We start from the raw sequence: 15,847 nt of genomic DNA on the forward strand, positions 1-15,847 counted from the left end.
GTGCAGTCGCGCAACATATGACGCAGAGTTTTGAAGTCGATCTCAAGGACCTTCTTCACGGGCTAAGAACTGAAGAAGTCCTCTCATTCCAACAGGTCCGTGGGTCGCTCGACCAAGTCGTTTCGTCCAGGACCAGCGAATATCGCCGCATCGAGGACGGCGTGATCGCAAGCATCTTCGATCACGACATCCATGCGCCCTATCGCCTGCGAACGATCAGGCGCAAGCATGTCTCCTTCACCTTCGTCAGAGACGGCGGCTATTCGATCCAGCTTGGCCCGCAGCTCTATTCGACGAAGCCCGCGATGGCGCGAATGACGATCGCCGCGGAGTCGATCGCGCAGCATACGGCGCAGGAACCGCATCAAAAGCTCGGAGGCCTTACCGTCTTTATCGATCAGGAATGTCTGATCGAACGGTTCGGTCTCGATTTCGACCGCTTTCCCGACGATTTCCGCGCGCTCCGTCAGGGCGACGAGAGCGTCGATTTTTCTATGGAGGTGCCGCTTCCACCCTGGTCATGGATCGCGATGGATCAGGTGCTCGACTGCCGGTTCGCGGAGCCGATGCGATCGACCTATCTGCGCGCCAAGATCATCGAAATGGTTTGCGAAGCCGTCACCTATGTCAATCTGATCGACAAGCCCGCCAATAATTTCCGCGTTCCGGCGGCGCGGCGCGAGCAGACGCGGATCGAAACGGCCGCTTTGATATATCGGCGCGAGATGCGCTGCCCGCCAAGCCTGCGCGAACTGGCGCAACGACTCGGCCTCAACCGCAACAAGCTGAACGACGGATTTCGCGAGATGTTCGGCATGACGCCGCATGAATATCTGCGGCGCCTTCGTCTTGAGTGGGCGCATAATCGCATCTCGGCCGGCGCCATGTCGATCAGCGAAGCGTGCGAAGCGGTCGGCTACGCCAGCCATTCCGCTTTCACGCGCGCCTATGGCGAACTGTTCGGCTACGCGCCTTCGGAAACGCCGGGCGCGACGTTGACGCGAAAGAAGGATGATTGAAGCGCGATGAGAGCTAACGACCGCAGCACGAATGCTATGCAGCCGGGAGCGCGCGCGACCGCGTTTACAATCCGCATGAGAGAATGGCTGAACGAACATTCGTCATGGATATCAGGCGCCTCGCGACATGATGGCGCAAATGAGCAGACCGCCGCGCGCTTGCGCCGCGACGAAGATTTCACGTTGACGTCGCCTGATCGAGCAAACACTTCCGCTTGCGAGGCGGATATCACATGGAAGACGATGGGGACGGAGCCAGCACAGGTCGCTCGGGGCGACGAGCAGAGTGAGATTCATTCCCATGCCGCAGACGCATTCGACGCTCGCGCCAGGATCTGTCAGGACGCGCCGATTCTGATCGTCGATGATTATTCGGTGATGATCAGGATTCTTCACAATCTGCTCGCCATGCTCGGCTTCACCGAAGTCGATGACGCGCGGGATGGAGAGGTTGCGTTGCGGATGGCGAAGCGTCGCCACTACGCGCTCATTATCTGCGATTTGCAGATGTCTGGAATGTCGGGGCAAGAGCTGCTCCGCGCCGTCCGCGAGGATGCGGGTCTTGCGCGCACGCCCTTCATCATGATTGGCGCGGCGCCGAGCGCCGCCGACGTCGCGACCGCGCTCGAAGCCGACGTCGACGGCTTCATCGCCAAACCATTCAGCGCGAAGATGCTGCGTGAGAAGATCGACATCGCCTATTCCAGGCGGATGCGCGGCGCGACGTGAGCGCCGCGCTCAGGATGCGAGCAGCTTCGGCGCGCCGCCTACGATATCGGCGAAGACGGCAATCAGCACGCCAACGACGACGAGGACGAGCCCGATCATGAAAAGGCGGGTCATCTTCTCGTAATTCGCCTTGATGAGCGAATTCACCGACATCAGCATGATGACGGCGGCAAGCTGGAGGATGATGCCAATCGTGATCGCGGCCAGGGCGACGTAATCATATGACGCCCAATTTCCGGGAGCGCCGGCCCAACGCGTGAGGAAGCTCAGGGAGAAACCGAGCAGCAGGCTGATCGCGGTCAGCGATCCGCTGCGGAAAGTAGGATCGATCTGCTCCGGCGCCGCAGGCTCAGCCTCCAGCGCCTTCTCGTCATCTTGCATCGCTTAGATCCCGCCGCATTTTGATTGAATCAATTAAAATGCGGGAACGTGATCGATTCCCAAAACCTAGAGCATGGCTCTTGCAGCGCGAACGCTCGCGTTCGTCGCGGAAAAACCGGTTCCCACTTTTTCGCGCCATGCTCTAGCGCCTGCGTCCGCTCAATCGCTCGGCGGGACGAACATATAGCCGATGCCGCGCACCGTGCGGATCGCTTCGGGATGGCTCGGATCCTTCTCGATCTTGCGGCGCAAGCGAAGGATGCGGAGATCGATGGCGCGATCGAACGCTTCGAGATCGCGATGGCTGGTGCTTTCGAGCAGCCAGTCACGCGCCAGCGGACGATTGGGATTGTCGGCGAACAGTTTCAGCAGGTCGAATTCGCTTGCCGCCAGCGTCTGCTCGACGCCGTCGGCGTCGATAAGCACGCGACGCGTCAGATCGAGCGTGCCGGAGCCCATGCGAACGCGATCGAGCTTGGGCTGGGGGCCGGACTTGCTGGCGCGGCGCAGCACGCTCTTCACCCGGGCCAGAAGCTCGCGGGCATTGAAGGGCTTGGTGACATAGTCGTCGGCGCCGGACTCAAGCCCGATCACCCGGTCGACCGTGTCAGCGCTGGCGGTCAGCATGATGACGCCGACCTTGGAGCTGCGCTCGCGGAGATAGCGGGCGAGCACGAAGCCGTCCTCGCCGGGCAGGCTGACATCGAGGATCACGAGGTCGGGCATCGTCCGCTCGGCGATGCGCCGCAGCCCCGCGCCGCCTTCGACGCCGGTCACCTTGAATCCCTGTTTGGTGAGGTACTCGACAACGGCGTCGCGCTGAAACGCGTCGTCCTCGACCACCACGATGGCCGGCGTGGCTCCCCCGGCCGGCGTTCCGCCGCTCATAAAGCCCTCAAAACGTCCTGGCCGCCCCTCGGAGGATGATGGCGGCGCGAATCCCATGGGTCAATGCAAGTCCCCCGGCCGCCAACAGAAAGCCGACGGGCCTCCCCGAAAGTGCTGCAGCGCACCTATCGGACTCGACAATGCGCGCTCAATTGCTTTGCGCGGACGGCCGCCCGTGCGCAAGGCCGCAATGACGCCGCCGCCGGGGAAATCCGCAGCGTTTGAATTGGTTTTTAAAAATTCAATTTGTTTCTTCAAGCGCGAACCGACGAAACAATCGGATCGCAAGAGAAACAAGATAGGAGAGCGCGCGACATCGGGACGAAGGAGCTGATGTCTAGAACGGTCCCATCAGAGATGGCGACCAACAAGCGCCAGGGAGACGGTGATGAAAACGGTTTCGAAAGCGATCCTCGGCTTTTCCGCGCTGGCCTCCTTCGCCGCGCTGGCCATGATCGAGCCCGCCTTTTCCGCCCGCCCGCAGGTCGAGGGCCCGGCCCTCACCAGCCAGGGCAAGATCGCGACCCGCCTTCCCGGCGCCGCCCAGCCCGCCACCCAGTCGGAAGCCATGGCCCGCATCCGCATGGCCCACGGCCTGACCGGCGCGCGGCCTGACCAGACCGCGCAGCAGATCGCCGCGCTCGACTGTAAGGGCTTCTCCTGGCCGGACGTTCCCGCCGAATGCCTGACGCCGGCCGACGGCGCATCGAACCGCCGCCCGGTTCGCGTCATCGCCCGCGACGTTTCCACCGTTTCCATCAAGCCCGTCGCCGCCACGGCCTCCCAGCCAACCCCGCGCGTCGCCCGGAACTGAAATCCGCTTTCACAATTTCTCCGCCAGCCAAATCAAAATCACGAGGCAACAATGATCCGCTCCATCGCCATCTCGATCGCCACCGCCGCCGCGCTCTTCGCCGTCGCCTCGCCGGCCTCGGCCTATGAAATCGACATTCTCACCGGCAAGCCGCTGCTGGTTCCGGACGCCAATCCGACCCGCGCGGAAGTGACTGCGATCCCGCGCGAGGAAGTCGCCTATTCCGGCCGCGAAGCCGCCGGCACGATCATCGTCAACAGCGAGGAGCGTCGCCTCTATTTCGTGCTGCCCGGCGGTCGCGCCGTGAAGTACGCGGTCGGCGTCGGCCGGCCGGGCTTCGGCTGGGGCGGCGTGAAGCATGTCGAGCGCAAGGCCGAGTGGCCGGCCTGGACGCCTCCGGCCCAGATGCTGAAGCGCCGGCCCGACCTGCCGACCCATATGGAAGGCGGCATCGACAATCCGCTCGGCGCCCGCGCCATGTATCTCTCGGGTTCGCTGTTCCGCATTCACGGCTCGAACGAGCCGGAGACGATCGGCCAGGCCGTGTCGTCAGGCTGCATCCGGATGACGAATGAAGACGTCATCGACCTCTATCAGCGCGTGCGAGTTGGAACGAAGGTCGTTGTCTTGCGCTGATATCCACCCTGCCCACCTTCGTTTCGAGACCCTGACTTCCACCGGCGCCACAAGCGCCGGTTTTTTTTATGCGCTGACGCCGCGCTTGCCCGCTCGCCCCTTTCATGGTGAGGGAGCGCCGCGAAAGCCGTTCGCGGCGTCACCAAGACCATTCCCTCGCAGCGTGAGCCGTTCCGGGAATGGAAGGCCGATGACAGACACCCTCACCCCCATTCCGCCGGAACACCCGTTGCGCGGCCGCGTCACGCCGCCGGGCTCAAAATCGATCACCAATCGCGCGCTGCTGCTGGCGGCGCTCGCCAGGGGAACGAGCCGGCTTTCAGGCGCGCTCAAGAGCGACGATACGCGCTACATGGCCGACGCGCTGCGCGCGATGGGCGTGGCGATCGAAGAGCCTGACGCCACGAGCTTCGTCGTCACTGGCGATGGACAATTGCGCGCGCCGGCGAAACCCTTGTTCCTCGGCAACGCCGGCACGGCGACACGCTTTCTCGCGGCGGCGGCGGCGCTGGTTGATGGCGAAGTCGTCGTCGATGGCGACGCGCACATGCGCAAGCGGCCGATCATGCCGCTCGTGACCGCGCTGCGTTCGCTCGGCGTCGAGGCCGTAACCGATACTGGCTGCCCGCCGGTGAAGATCGTCGGGCGCGGAGCGCTGCCCGCGGGACGCGTCGAGATCGATGGCGGCCTGTCGAGCCAATATGTCTCGGCGCTGCTGATGGCGGCCGCCTGCGGCGACGGCCTGATCGAGATCGCGCTGACCGGCGATCAGATCGGCGCGCGCGGCTATATCGATCTCACGCTCGCGGCGATGAAGGCGTTCGGCGCTGAAGCCGAGCAGGCGTCATTCTCCCTCTGGCGCGTGAAGCCGACCGGCTATCGCGCCGCGGATTTTCTCGTCGAGCCCGACGCGTCGGCCGCGACCTATCTCTGGGCGGCGGAAATTCTCACCGGCGGCGCCATCGATCTCGGCGTGCCGGCGAACGCCTTCACGCAGCCTGACGCGCGCGCCTACGACGTCATCGCGAAGTTCCCGCATCTGCCCGACTCAATCGACGGATCGCAGATGCAGGACGCGATCCCGACGCTCGCGGTGCTTGCCGCGTTCAATGAGAAGCCCGTGCGTTTCACCGGCATCGCCAATCTGCGCGTGAAAGAATGCGATCGCGTTTCGGCGCTGTCGCAGGGATTGTCGCGCATCAGGCCGGGTCTCGGCAGCGAAGAGGGCGATGATCTCATCGTTGCGTCTGATCCCGCGCTTGCGGGCCAGACGCTTCCCGCCTCGATCGACACCCATGCCGATCATCGCATCGCCATGAGCTTTGCGCTCGCCGGGCTGAAAATCCGCGGCGTCGCGATCGAAGACCCCGGCTGCGTCGCGAAGACCTATCCCGATTACTGGAAGGCGCTCTCGTCGCTCGGCGTGAAGTACGAGGAAGAGGCGCGCTGATCCCGGCGCGCCTTCACATTACCGCCCGCGCCTCATGCGCTCGTCATAGGCGGTCTTGCCCTCCCAGGCGATCTTGATGTCATCCCACATGAAGTAGATGCCCACCGCAATCGAGGCGACGCGGGTGCTGGCGATCAGGCCCTTGCTGAGCTTTGTCGGCGCGCCGGCGAAGGACTCCATGGCGTTGCCGCTGCGGGGCGCGGCGTTGCGCGCTGCTGCGGCGAGCGTCTTTTCGGCCTCAATCGCCCCGCGCGCAGCGCGCGCCACATCCGGCTTCGGAAGGCCAAATCCCGCCTTCACGGCTGCGTTCTGGACAGGATCCGCCATCGCGCGGTCAAACGCGGCGACCAACTGATCGCCTTTGCGCGCAGCGAGCTTTTCGCACATGGCGACGAAACGCTTCGCCTCCGCCTGCCGTAGCGATTCGCCATAAGCGTCCGCGACGGATTGTGCTCCATTGAAGGCGACGCCTGCGGCGTCTGCGGGAACGCCGTCGCCGCTGCGCACGTAAGTCTGGATGTTGGAGGTCGCGACATCGCTCATGGTGTTCGCGAGCTTGCATCCAATCGAATAGGCAAGACCGGCCGCGCTGTTGGCCACAAATCCAAGCGGCACGATCGCGCCCACGACAATCATTCCGACGTCAGCGAGAACCTTGACGCGATGCGTGGTGTCGTAGGCCGTGCTTAGCGCGGCCGTGACGTTGTCATTGATGCGTCTCGCTTCTTCAAATTTCTCTTGCACCGCTTGCCAGTCGCGCCACGCCTGGGCGCGCTTTTCTTCGGCGAAAAGAGCGGCCTGGCCGCGATCGGCGAAATGGACGAACATTTCGTGATATCTTGCATAGTCCGCGATGGCGTCCTGATACAATTCGCGCCGACTATCGGTCTCGACCGTCTTTGTGTCGGTGAGCTTGCCGCGCAGCCAGTAGTAGGCGGCGGGGCCGAGCGGTCCAAGCGGCGCAGACGAAATCGCCGCGGCGACAAAGAATGCATCCAGCACAGCGTTGCTGGCGTTGGTTGTGCGCAGGATGGTGTGCTTCACCAGCGCCTTGTTGCAGGCGGCGAGCCACATATAGGCGTCGACTTTGTCGTGATCGAAGCAGGCGTTGACGGCCAGCCCGTTCGCCACATCCGCCGGAACCGGAATCGTATCGCCCATCGCAAGCCCCCGTGAAGAAAGGCTCCTGACCCGCGCGCTTCCTTGCGGAACCGACGCCGCAGAAAACCATGCCGTCACAATAGCGATTTCACGGGGTCTGGCGGTGCTTTGCCGCACAAGGCGCAGAATCAGGGGTTTTGCGCCAACCGAGCCGCAGCGACTCGGCGATCGTCGCGAAAGGCGGCGGCTATTCCGCCGCCTTGGCGCTCATCTTCGGCTCGATGATGAAGCCGCCGGACTGGCGCGCCCAGAGTTCGGCGTACAGGCCGTTGCGCGCGATCAGGTCGGCGTGCGTGCCTTCCTCGATGATGCGGCCGCGATCCATCACGATCAGCCGATCCATGATCTGCAGCGTCGAGAGACGATGCGCGATCGCGATCACCGTCTTGCCGCGCATGAGATCGGCGAGGCTGTCCTGAATCGCCGCCTCGACCTCTGAATCGAGCGCCGACGTCGCCTCGTCGAGAACGAGGATCGGCGCATCTTTAAGAATGACGCGCGCGATTGCGATGCGCTGGCGCTGGCCGCCCGACAGTTTCACGCCGCGCTCGCCGACATGGGCGTCATAGCCCTCGCGCCCGAACGAATCCTGCAAGCCCGTGATGAAGCCCGCCGCCTGCGCCCTCTCTGCCGCCGCCACAACCATCTCGTCGGTCGCCTCCGGCCGGCCGTAGGTGATGTTGTCGCGGATCGAGCGATGCAGCAGCGACGTGTCCTGCGTCACGACCGAGATCGCGCCGCGCAAGGTTTCCTGCGTGACGTCGCTGACATTCTGCTGATCGATCGTGATCGCGCCGCTCTCGACATCATGGAAGCGCAACAGCAGGCTGACGATCGTCGACTTGCCAGCGCCAGAGCGTCCGACAAGGCCCACCTTCTCGCCGGCGCGCACGGTCAACGAGAGATCATCGATAATGGGAATGTCGGTGCGGCCATAGCCGAAGCTGACATGATCGAATTTGATCTCGCCGCCCGCCATGGCGAGAGGCTGCGCGTCCTTTTCATCCTGCATGGTCAGCGGCTTTGCGATCGAGAGCATGCTCTCCTGCACCATGCCCACATTCTCGAAGATGCCCTGGATCTCGAACGCCACCCAGCCCGACATGGCGATGATCTGCGACGTCAGCGGCAGCGCCATGGCGAGCGTGCCGATATCGACGCGGCCATGAGTCCACAGCCACACTGCGATGGCGCCGGTCGCGGTCAGCAGGATCGCGTTGAGAATCGTCAACAGCGATACGAACAGGGTGTTCATACGCATCTGCGCCATGAACGCGTCGCTCAACTCGACCATGCTGTCGCGGACATAGCGATCCTCGTCCGCATTCTTCGCGAACAGCTTGACGGTGAGGATGTTGGAGTAACTGTCGACCACCTTGCCGGTCACGGCCGAACGCTTCTCCGACGCCGCGCGAGAGAGATCGCGCATGCGAGGAATGCTCAGCGCCATCAACGCCATGTAGAGCGCGAACCAGACAACCATCGGCGCGGCGAGCCGCCAGTCCTGCGCCAGCATCAGCGCGACCGAACCGAGACCATAGAAGATGATGTGCAGCACCGAGCGGATCAGCGCGACCAGCGTCTCGCGGACCGCCGGCCCCGCCTGCATCACGCGATTGGCGATGCGGCCGGCGAAATCGCTCTGGAAGAATCCGAGCGACTGGCGCACGACGTGGAAATGGCTCTGCCAGCGGATCATCGTGTTGAAAGGCGGCACGATCGTCTGGTTCACGATCAGGCGCTGGACGTAGAGCGTGAAGGGACGCAGCACGAGAACGACGAACACCATCGTCGCCAGCGTCGGCCAGGCGTCCTGGAGCAGGGAATCGCGCGGCGTCGTCTCCAGCACATGCACGAGCCGGCCGATGAAATAAGGCACCGACGTTTCAAGAAAAGCGAGCGCGATGCTGACGACGACGAGCAGCGCGAACACGCCTTTCGCCTGCGAGAGGAACCGCCAATAGAACGCAATCAACCGATCCGGCGGATCGCCGGCGGGCGGAGGCGCAACAGGGTCAAGGCGGGTCTCGAGGAACCGGCGCATTGCTCATCCTGGGGTAGGACTCGCAAAGCGCGGGCCGGCGTGACGGCGCAAGGCTGAGTCGGACCTCATATTGGCGCGTTGCGCGAACGGAGTCGATTTTCGACCGCGAAAATCGGCGCTGCGTCAGGCGCAGACCCACGCTCTTGCCAATGTTCCCGATCCGTTCCAGAGGCGCATACGTTTGAGGCGAGCTTCTCGACTATGCGGCTTCGCCCTTCCTTCCCTCCATCTCGCATGCGTCTCAGCCGATAGTCCGAGTATCGGCCATTTGGCGCCTCTATTTTTGAATGAGGCTCAAGCGTTTCCGCGCGTCTGAATAGCGCGTGAGAGCCAGTTCGGCATCTTCCAACTGACCTATAAGATAATGAGCTCCATAGAATGTTACGACATCAACGATGAATTTCCGCCCTTGCTTCATCATGTGAACTCGGAATTCCCCACGTCTAAACGTCACTTGAGTTTCTTCGGCGGACAGAGCCTTATCCCAGCAATTCATGATTTCCGCCGCGTCATCCAAACTAATTTTGTTGCTAGTGGACGCGTCCCAAGCTTCAATAAAAAATCGCGCTATCCCTTCATTCCGCGCAGGCAAGAACAAAAAACACTTTCCCCGAAGCAAATCAACTCTTTCACCCTCTGTAAACAGACGCGACAGCCAGTCGACACATTTAACCATGAGCTTTCGGCGCCATCGGCGGCTGACGGCAATCATTTTACGCTCCAAAATTAAGCGCCGGCTCGAAGACACTTCGCGCGCCGCGTAAGAAAGGCTTCGCTGGAAGGGCAATTGGCGCCCGAGTCCTGTCGGAGAATCTATTTTCTTCGCAGCCACGACTCCGGCACGGAAAGCGCTACCGCTAGTTTTTTCAACGTGTCGTCGGCGCCGATCCGCCGCCCCGCCTCGATATCGGAGATGAAACCCTGCCCGACGCCAGACAGATTACTCAGCTCCGTTTGCGTAAGACTGCGCCATTTTCGCAGGGCCCTCAGGAGGGTGTGTCCGTCGAGCAGCATGGCGCTGACGTCCGCCGGCAATAACTCCTCTTCACCCGACGCCAACTCCAGCTTACGCCGATCATAGGTCGCGACGTCGTTCTCATCTTCCTCCACGTCAGCCGCGGCAGCGACAAGCGCATTGTAGTCAGCGCGCGAGAGCACCACCATTTCCTCGCCGGTGGGGCTCTTGATAATCTGAACCTCAGCCATGGCGACCTCCTTCACTCTTTCGATAAGTCGTGGTCTGCCGGAGACCTACATAGATTGCGAGAATCGTCCGGGAGTCTTCGTCGAAGATCACCCGATATCGTCCGACCCGGAGACGCAGACCGCCCCGTCCCGACAATCGCTTCACATCGCCCTCGCCTGAAATCGCGTAGCGAGACAACGCGTCAGCTACCTGTTCCCGCGCGTCCGGCGGAAGCGCATCGAGATCCTTTGCCGCCGCAGTGGTGAAGACAATTGTTTTCAAGCCACCAATATCGCACATTGCGCGATATTTTGCAAGAGCCAGCGATAATCGCGATATTCCTGTGCTCTTCGCGCGCGTTCGGCGCGGGGCTATCGCGCCGCCAAAAGGCTCTACGCGCCCGCCGCCGCGAACGTCTTCTCCGCCGCGCTCTGCAAACTGCGCTGGTGCGCGCGCGCCGCGGCGACGTCACCAGCCTTCGCCGCCTTCTCGATCGATTCCGCCACCTGCGCCAGCTTTTGCGCGCCAACCATGCGCGCCGAACCTTTCATGCGATGGGCGATCTCGGCGATGGTCGAGGAGTTTCCATCGCCGAACGCATGATCGATGTCGGACAGCGAGGCGCGCGTCGTCTCGACAAAGGTCCCGATGAGCCGCGCAATCGTCGCGTCATCATCGCCGAAGAGATCAGCCAGCACGCTTCGATCCAGCGCCGCTTCGCTCTTGTCGGCTGCATCGTTCATTTTCGCTTGATCTCCTGCGCCGGCGCGCTCGAGCCATCGATCGATGGTGGCGCGAAGTTTGTCGAGCGGCACGGGCTTGGCGAGATAATCGTCCATGCCCGCCGCGAGGCAGCGATCGGATTCGCCGGCAAGCGCGTTCGCGGTCAGGGCGACGATCGGCGTGCGGTGGGCGCCGCCCTCTTCCGCCGCGCGGATCGCCGCGGTCAATCCAAAGCCATCGAGAACAGGCATGTGGCAGTCAGTGATCACGAGTCGGTGCCGGCCCCCCTGCCACAACGCAAAAGCGGTCGATCCATTATCGGCCTCGTCTGTCGCATGACCGAGAAGTTCGAGCTGGCGGCGGATCACTTCGCGATTCACGGGATGATCGTCGACGATGAGAATCTCCGCGCCCGACGGCTTCGCCGTCGCAGCTCTGTCGGCGCGCGGCGCCGCGCCGTTCGCTTTCGCGCGCCCGGCGGGCGAGCCTGGCGCGTCGGAGCCAACTTCTTCCGCGCCGCGCGCCCATCTTCCGCTCGTATCGAACGCCGCAGACGCGGACGCCTTGAATGATCGACCATCGAGGCTGGCTGCGGCCGCGACGATGCTCTCGACGCGCCACGGCATGCCGACGGAGCGGCTTGTCTCATCGCCGGGCTTCGCGTCCCACCCATCGAGAAAGATATGCCGCGCCGGGCCGCGCCGACGGTCGATGGCGCCGGGTGCCGACCAGGCCGCGCGTTCGGCGACGAGCATGTCGCAGGCGAGGCCCATATTGGCGCTGTGACCGCTGTCGAGATCGGCGCTGAGGATTTCAACCGACGCGCCGCGCTGGCTCAAATGTCCGGCAAGCCGCTTGGCCGCATCGGTGTCGGCCATGGCGACGGCGATCGAAAGGCCGGCCAGCACCTGCGGACGCGCAGACTGCTTCGCCGCCGAGACGATCGGGATTTCGACGATGAAGACGGAGCCATGGCCTGGCGCGCTCTGCGCCGTAACGGTTCCGCCCATGAGATTGACAAGGCGAGCGACGATCGACAGGCCAAGACCCGTGCCGCCGAAACGGCGCGTCGTGGTCGCATCGGCCTGCTCGAAAGGCGTGAACAGACGGTCGCGCTGTTCCCCCGTCATGCCGATGCCGGTGTCGCCGACGGTCAGACGCATGAAGGCGTCGCCATCGCGCGCGATGCTTTCGGCGACGATGCTGACGGAGCCTGCTTCGGTGAACTTGATGCCGTTGCCGACGAGATTGAAGAGAATCTGCCGGAGCCGCGTGGGGTCGCCGACGATCTTTTCCGGCAGCAGCGGATCGACCTCGGCGTAAAGCGAAAGCCCCTTGCGTCTTGCGCCCTCCGTCATCGTCTCCGCGACGCCTTCGACGAGGCTGAGCAGATCGACGTCGACCTTCTCCAGTTCAAGCCGGCCGGCCTCGATCTTGGAGAAGTCGAGCACGTCGTCGATGATGTTCAGGAGCGATGTGGCCGAAGAGCGCGCAAGCTTCACCTGCGTGCGCTGACGTTCGGCGAGATCGCCATGTTCGATCACTTCGAGCATGCCGAGCACGCCATTCATCGGCGTGCGGATTTCGTGGCTCATGGTCGCGAGGAAGGTCGATTTCGCCTGGTTTGCGGCTTCAGCGTCGGCGCGCGCCTTGTCGGCCGTATCGCGCGCCGCCTCAAGCGCGACGACGAGACGATCAAGCTCGATCTCGCGGTTTTTCATCTCGGTGATGTCGACGAGGATCGCGACCGTGTTGCCGTTGGCGCTGCGCTGGCGCGTCATCTGCACCCAGCGGCCGGTGATGGTCTCCACCGTCGTCTGCGAGAGCCGCGCAGCGGCGTTGGCCTTGTCGATGCGGCGATCCGAAATCCATTCTTCGGACTTCATGTCGACGCCGCGGAGAATGCCTCTTGAGATCGCCACGCGCACGAGATCGCCGAAGCGCGCGCCAACCTTCAGCACGTCCTCGAGGCCCGGCAGCATTTCGTTGAGATGCTCGTTCCAGACGATCAGGCGCGAATCTGAATCGCACAGCAGAAAGCCGCTGCCGAGGCTGTCGACGGCGTCCTGCAGGCGGTCCTGCGCGTCACGCACCGCCTGCTCGGTCTTCTTCATGTCGCTGACGTCAGTGAAAACCGACACGACATGGTTGGCCTTGGTCACCTGTTTCTCGATATGCACCCAGCGCCCGTCATCGACTCGCGTGACGATGCGCTCATTCGGCTGGCGATGATGCCTGATACGGAATTTCAGCCACTCCTCTTCGCGCCCGCGCGCTTCCGGGATCTGTCCCGCAGCAACGGCGGCCCGGAGCATTTCCTCGAAATTGGCGCCGGGCTTGCGGAAACCATCGATGCTCGGGGTCAGCTCCTCATAACGCTTGTTGCAGATGACGAGGCGATCCTGCTCGTCATAGATCGCAAAGCCGCTGGCGAGACCTTCGATCGCGTCCTGCAGAAGTTCGGTGGCCTTGGTGACCTCCTCCTCCTTCTGCTTGATCTCGGTGATATCGGTGAACACGGCGACCATGTCGCCGCCGCTGGTGCGCCGCTTGTTGAGCTGGATCCACCGTCCATCCGGCACGCGGTTGATCTGATAACCTTCCGGCAGCCTGTGATAGGCGACGCGCTGGGCGATCCATTCCTCTTCGCGGCCAATGGCGTTCGCGATCATGCCGCGCTCAACGGACGTGCGAATGATGTCCTCGAACTTCGCGCCTTTCCTGATCACGTCGGAGACGCCGGGCGCGAACTCCTCGAAGCGCTTGTTCCAGATCACCAGGCGATCTTCCGCGTCGTAAAGCGCAAAGCCGCTGGCGAGGCTTTCGATCGCATCGCGCAGCAGTTCTGTGGCCTTGGTGACCTCCTGCTCCTTCTGCTTGATCTCGGTGATGTCGGTGAAAACGGAGACGGTGTCGCCGCCGGCGGTGCGGCGCTTGTTGAGCTGCACCCAACGGCCGTCAGGTAACTGGTTGATGAGATAGCCTTCGGGCTCGCTGTGATAAACCAGCCGCTCGTGCAGCCACGCCTCTTCATTGCCGATCGCGTCGCGGAACTGTCCCTTGTCCGCCGCCGCCTGCACGATGTCGGAGAATTTCGCGCCGACCTTGAGGAAGTCCGAAATGCCCGGCGTGAATTCCTCGAAACGCTTGTTCCAGATCACCAGGCGATCGTCGGAATCATAAAGCGCGAAGCCGCTCGCAAGCCCCTCGATCGCTCCCTGCAGGCGCTCGCGCGCCTTCTGCACCTCATCCTCGATCTCCTTCATCTCGGTGAGATCGCGATAATAGGCGAGCAGTTCGCCGCCCGGCAGCGGCTTGAAGTTGAACTCGATGTAGCGGCCGGACGCGGCCCAGCGATGGTAGCGGACGCCGCCGGGCGTCCACATGCGCTCCAGTCCCGCTTGCACATAAGGTTCGGGATCGCCAGGACCGAAATCGCCGCGCACCGCCTGATAGCGCAGAATGTCTTCCGCCGCCGAGCCGACCTGCGCGACTTCGGGCGGGAAGCGCTGGAACGAGACGAGCTGCCGGTTCCACATCAGCCAGCGCTTGTCCTTGTCGAACAGCATCACGCCGTCGGGCAGATTGTCGAGCACCGTCTGGAATACATTGCGCGAGCGCTCAACCTCGATCATCGCGTTCTTGAACACGTCGGCGGCGCGCGCCATCTGGCCGAGTTCGTTGCGGGCGCGCGTGAAGGGAACACGCGTGTCGAGATTGCCCGACGCCAGCGCATCGAGAGTCTTGGTGATCACGCGGATCGGCCGCACCGTGCGGCGGAACGCGTACCAGACGCCGAGAAGCCCGATGCCGATCGCCAGCGACGCGAACAGGATGGTCCATTGCCGCGCGCGGCCGAAAGTCTCGTTCACGCTCGCCGCGACCGCCGCCTCCGCCTGCTGCGCGCGAGCGCGCAATTGATCCGACAGCGCCTGAACCAGACCATTCTCCTGATCGAGAATGCGGTCGAGATTGGATTCGTCCTGAGTGATGCGATCGAGATCGGCGAGAAGAGCGCCCTGCGGCTCGATCGCGTCGCGAACTCCCGCGACCGCCTCGCGATCCCGCTGTTCGCGCAAGGTGAGCTGAAGGCGCCGCGTCGCTGCGTTCAGCTCCGTCCAGCGCTCGCCCATCGCCGCAAGCGAGGAGGCTCGACGCGTGATCAACCAGGCGAGCACGTCGCCCTGCGCCTGGAGAAGGCTTTCACGCAGGCGAAGCGCGCGATTCGATCCCTCGAAATCGCCGAACTCGAAGGCGCGCGGCCCGATCTCGTCGAGCGTCGCCAGCGCCTTGGCGCCGAGCATCACGAAGCGTTCCGATGTCTGACTGCGCCTCTCCCGCAAATCGCCAAGCGTCGCGATGACGTCGCGCAACAAATCGAGCCGCGCCCGCATCGCTTCAACGACTTCACCGAAACCGACTTCGCGCAAGGTGAGCGAGCCCGAGTCCACGCGCGACGCGAGAGCCTGCGCCGCGTCGAGCATGCGCGTCCGTTCGACCGGACGCCCGGTCGCAAGATATTCATTGGCGGCGACGCGCAGGCGCAGCAGATTTTCATCGATCGAAGCGGCCGTCTGCACGACCGCGTCGTAGGATTGCTGCCGCGCATAACCCGCAGCGATGGCGCGCAAACCAAGCACGGCGCTGACCGCGCCAATCACGATGATGAGGCAGAGAAGCGCGACGCCGCCGCCGATGAGAAGGCTGATCTCTCGCGCGCGCAGCCGATCGCGCAACGCCTCAAGCCCGCCGATCGGCGAGGAGGAAGACTGCGCGGGGGGAGCCTCGGTCATTGCGTAGCCGCCAGCCAGACGTT

At 63.4% G+C, this 15,847-nt stretch carries 13 protein-coding genes; 5 read left to right on the forward strand and 8 right to left on the reverse strand.

Features of this window, described 5'->3' with window-relative positions; translation table 11 throughout:
* The first annotated feature begins 17 nt into the window (after nt 1-17).
* Both L8F45_RS14430 and L8F45_RS14435 read left to right on the forward strand, forming a co-directional pair.
* Nucleotides 18-1,019, forward strand: coding sequence for a helix-turn-helix transcriptional regulator (locus tag L8F45_RS14430; RefSeq protein WP_342358578.1), 1,002 nt, complete (start codon nt 18-20; stop codon nt 1,017-1,019).
* Between the two features lie 378 nt (nt 1,020-1,397).
* Complete coding sequence (locus L8F45_RS14435; protein WP_342358579.1) at nt 1,398-1,748, forward strand: response regulator; 351 nt, start codon at nt 1,398-1,400, stop codon at nt 1,746-1,748.
* A gap of 9 nt (nt 1,749-1,757) precedes the next feature.
* On the opposite strand, the gene L8F45_RS14440 is transcribed toward L8F45_RS14435, so the two are convergent.
* Together L8F45_RS14440 and L8F45_RS14445 are read right to left on the reverse strand one after the other, a co-directional pair.
* Entirely contained in the window at nt 1,758-2,129 is a 372-nt protein-coding gene (locus L8F45_RS14440; protein ID WP_342358580.1) for a hypothetical protein, read from the reverse strand.
* Between the two features lie 159 nt (nt 2,130-2,288).
* Nucleotides 2,289-3,017, reverse strand: coding sequence for a response regulator (locus L8F45_RS14445; RefSeq protein ID WP_342358581.1), 729 nt, complete (start codon nt 3,015-3,017; stop codon nt 2,289-2,291).
* A gap of 388 nt (nt 3,018-3,405) precedes the next feature.
* On the opposite strand from L8F45_RS14445, the gene L8F45_RS14450 reads away from it, so the two are divergent.
* From L8F45_RS14450 to L8F45_RS14460, 3 genes are all read left to right on the forward strand, one after another.
* On the forward strand, nt 3,406-3,831 hold the full coding sequence (locus L8F45_RS14450) for a hypothetical protein (RefSeq protein WP_342358582.1): 426 nt from the start codon (nt 3,406-3,408) through the stop codon (nt 3,829-3,831).
* A gap of 51 nt (nt 3,832-3,882) precedes the next feature.
* Entirely contained in the window at nt 3,883-4,467 is a 585-nt protein-coding gene (locus tag L8F45_RS14455) for a L,D-transpeptidase (RefSeq protein WP_342358583.1), read from the forward strand.
* A gap of 190 nt (nt 4,468-4,657) precedes the next feature.
* Nucleotides 4,658-5,917: a 3-phosphoshikimate 1-carboxyvinyltransferase gene (locus tag L8F45_RS14460; protein ID WP_342358584.1), complete on the forward strand. Its 1,260-nt coding sequence runs from the start codon at nt 4,658-4,660 to the stop codon at nt 5,915-5,917.
* Between the two features lie 18 nt (nt 5,918-5,935).
* On the opposite strand, the gene L8F45_RS14465 is transcribed toward L8F45_RS14460, so the two are convergent.
* From L8F45_RS14465 to L8F45_RS14490, 6 genes are all read right to left on the reverse strand, one after another.
* Nucleotides 5,936-7,078 (reverse strand): hypothetical protein, encoded by a 1,143-nt coding sequence (locus L8F45_RS14465; RefSeq protein ID WP_342358585.1) that lies wholly within the window; start codon nt 7,076-7,078, stop codon nt 5,936-5,938.
* 187 nt (nt 7,079-7,265) lie between these two features.
* Nucleotides 7,266-9,122, reverse strand: a complete 1,857-nt coding sequence (locus tag L8F45_RS14470) for an ABC transporter ATP-binding protein (protein ID WP_342358586.1) — start codon at nt 9,120-9,122, stop codon at nt 7,266-7,268.
* Between the two features lie 277 nt (nt 9,123-9,399).
* A complete protein-coding gene (locus L8F45_RS14475; RefSeq protein WP_342358587.1) occupies nt 9,400-9,954 on the reverse strand; it encodes a hypothetical protein in 555 nt (184 codons plus the stop codon).
* Nucleotides 9,936-10,328, reverse strand: coding sequence for a helix-turn-helix domain-containing protein (locus L8F45_RS14480; RefSeq protein ID WP_342358588.1), 393 nt, complete (start codon nt 10,326-10,328; stop codon nt 9,936-9,938). Before L8F45_RS14480 ends, L8F45_RS14475 begins: the two co-directional genes overlap by 19 nt.
* Entirely contained in the window at nt 10,321-10,608 is a 288-nt protein-coding gene (locus tag L8F45_RS14485) for a type II toxin-antitoxin system RelE family toxin (protein WP_342358589.1), read from the reverse strand. Before L8F45_RS14485 ends, L8F45_RS14480 begins: the two co-directional genes overlap by 8 nt.
* 92 nt (nt 10,609-10,700) lie before the next feature.
* Entirely contained in the window at nt 10,701-15,824 is a 5,124-nt protein-coding gene (locus tag L8F45_RS14490) for a PAS-domain containing protein (protein ID WP_342358590.1), read from the reverse strand.
* Nucleotides 15,825-15,847 lie beyond the last annotated feature (23 nt).

Origin of the sequence: Terrirubrum flagellatum, assembly GCF_022059845.1 — a bacterium.
Classification (GTDB): Bacteria; Pseudomonadota; Alphaproteobacteria; order Rhizobiales; family Beijerinckiaceae; genus Terrirubrum; species Terrirubrum flagellatum.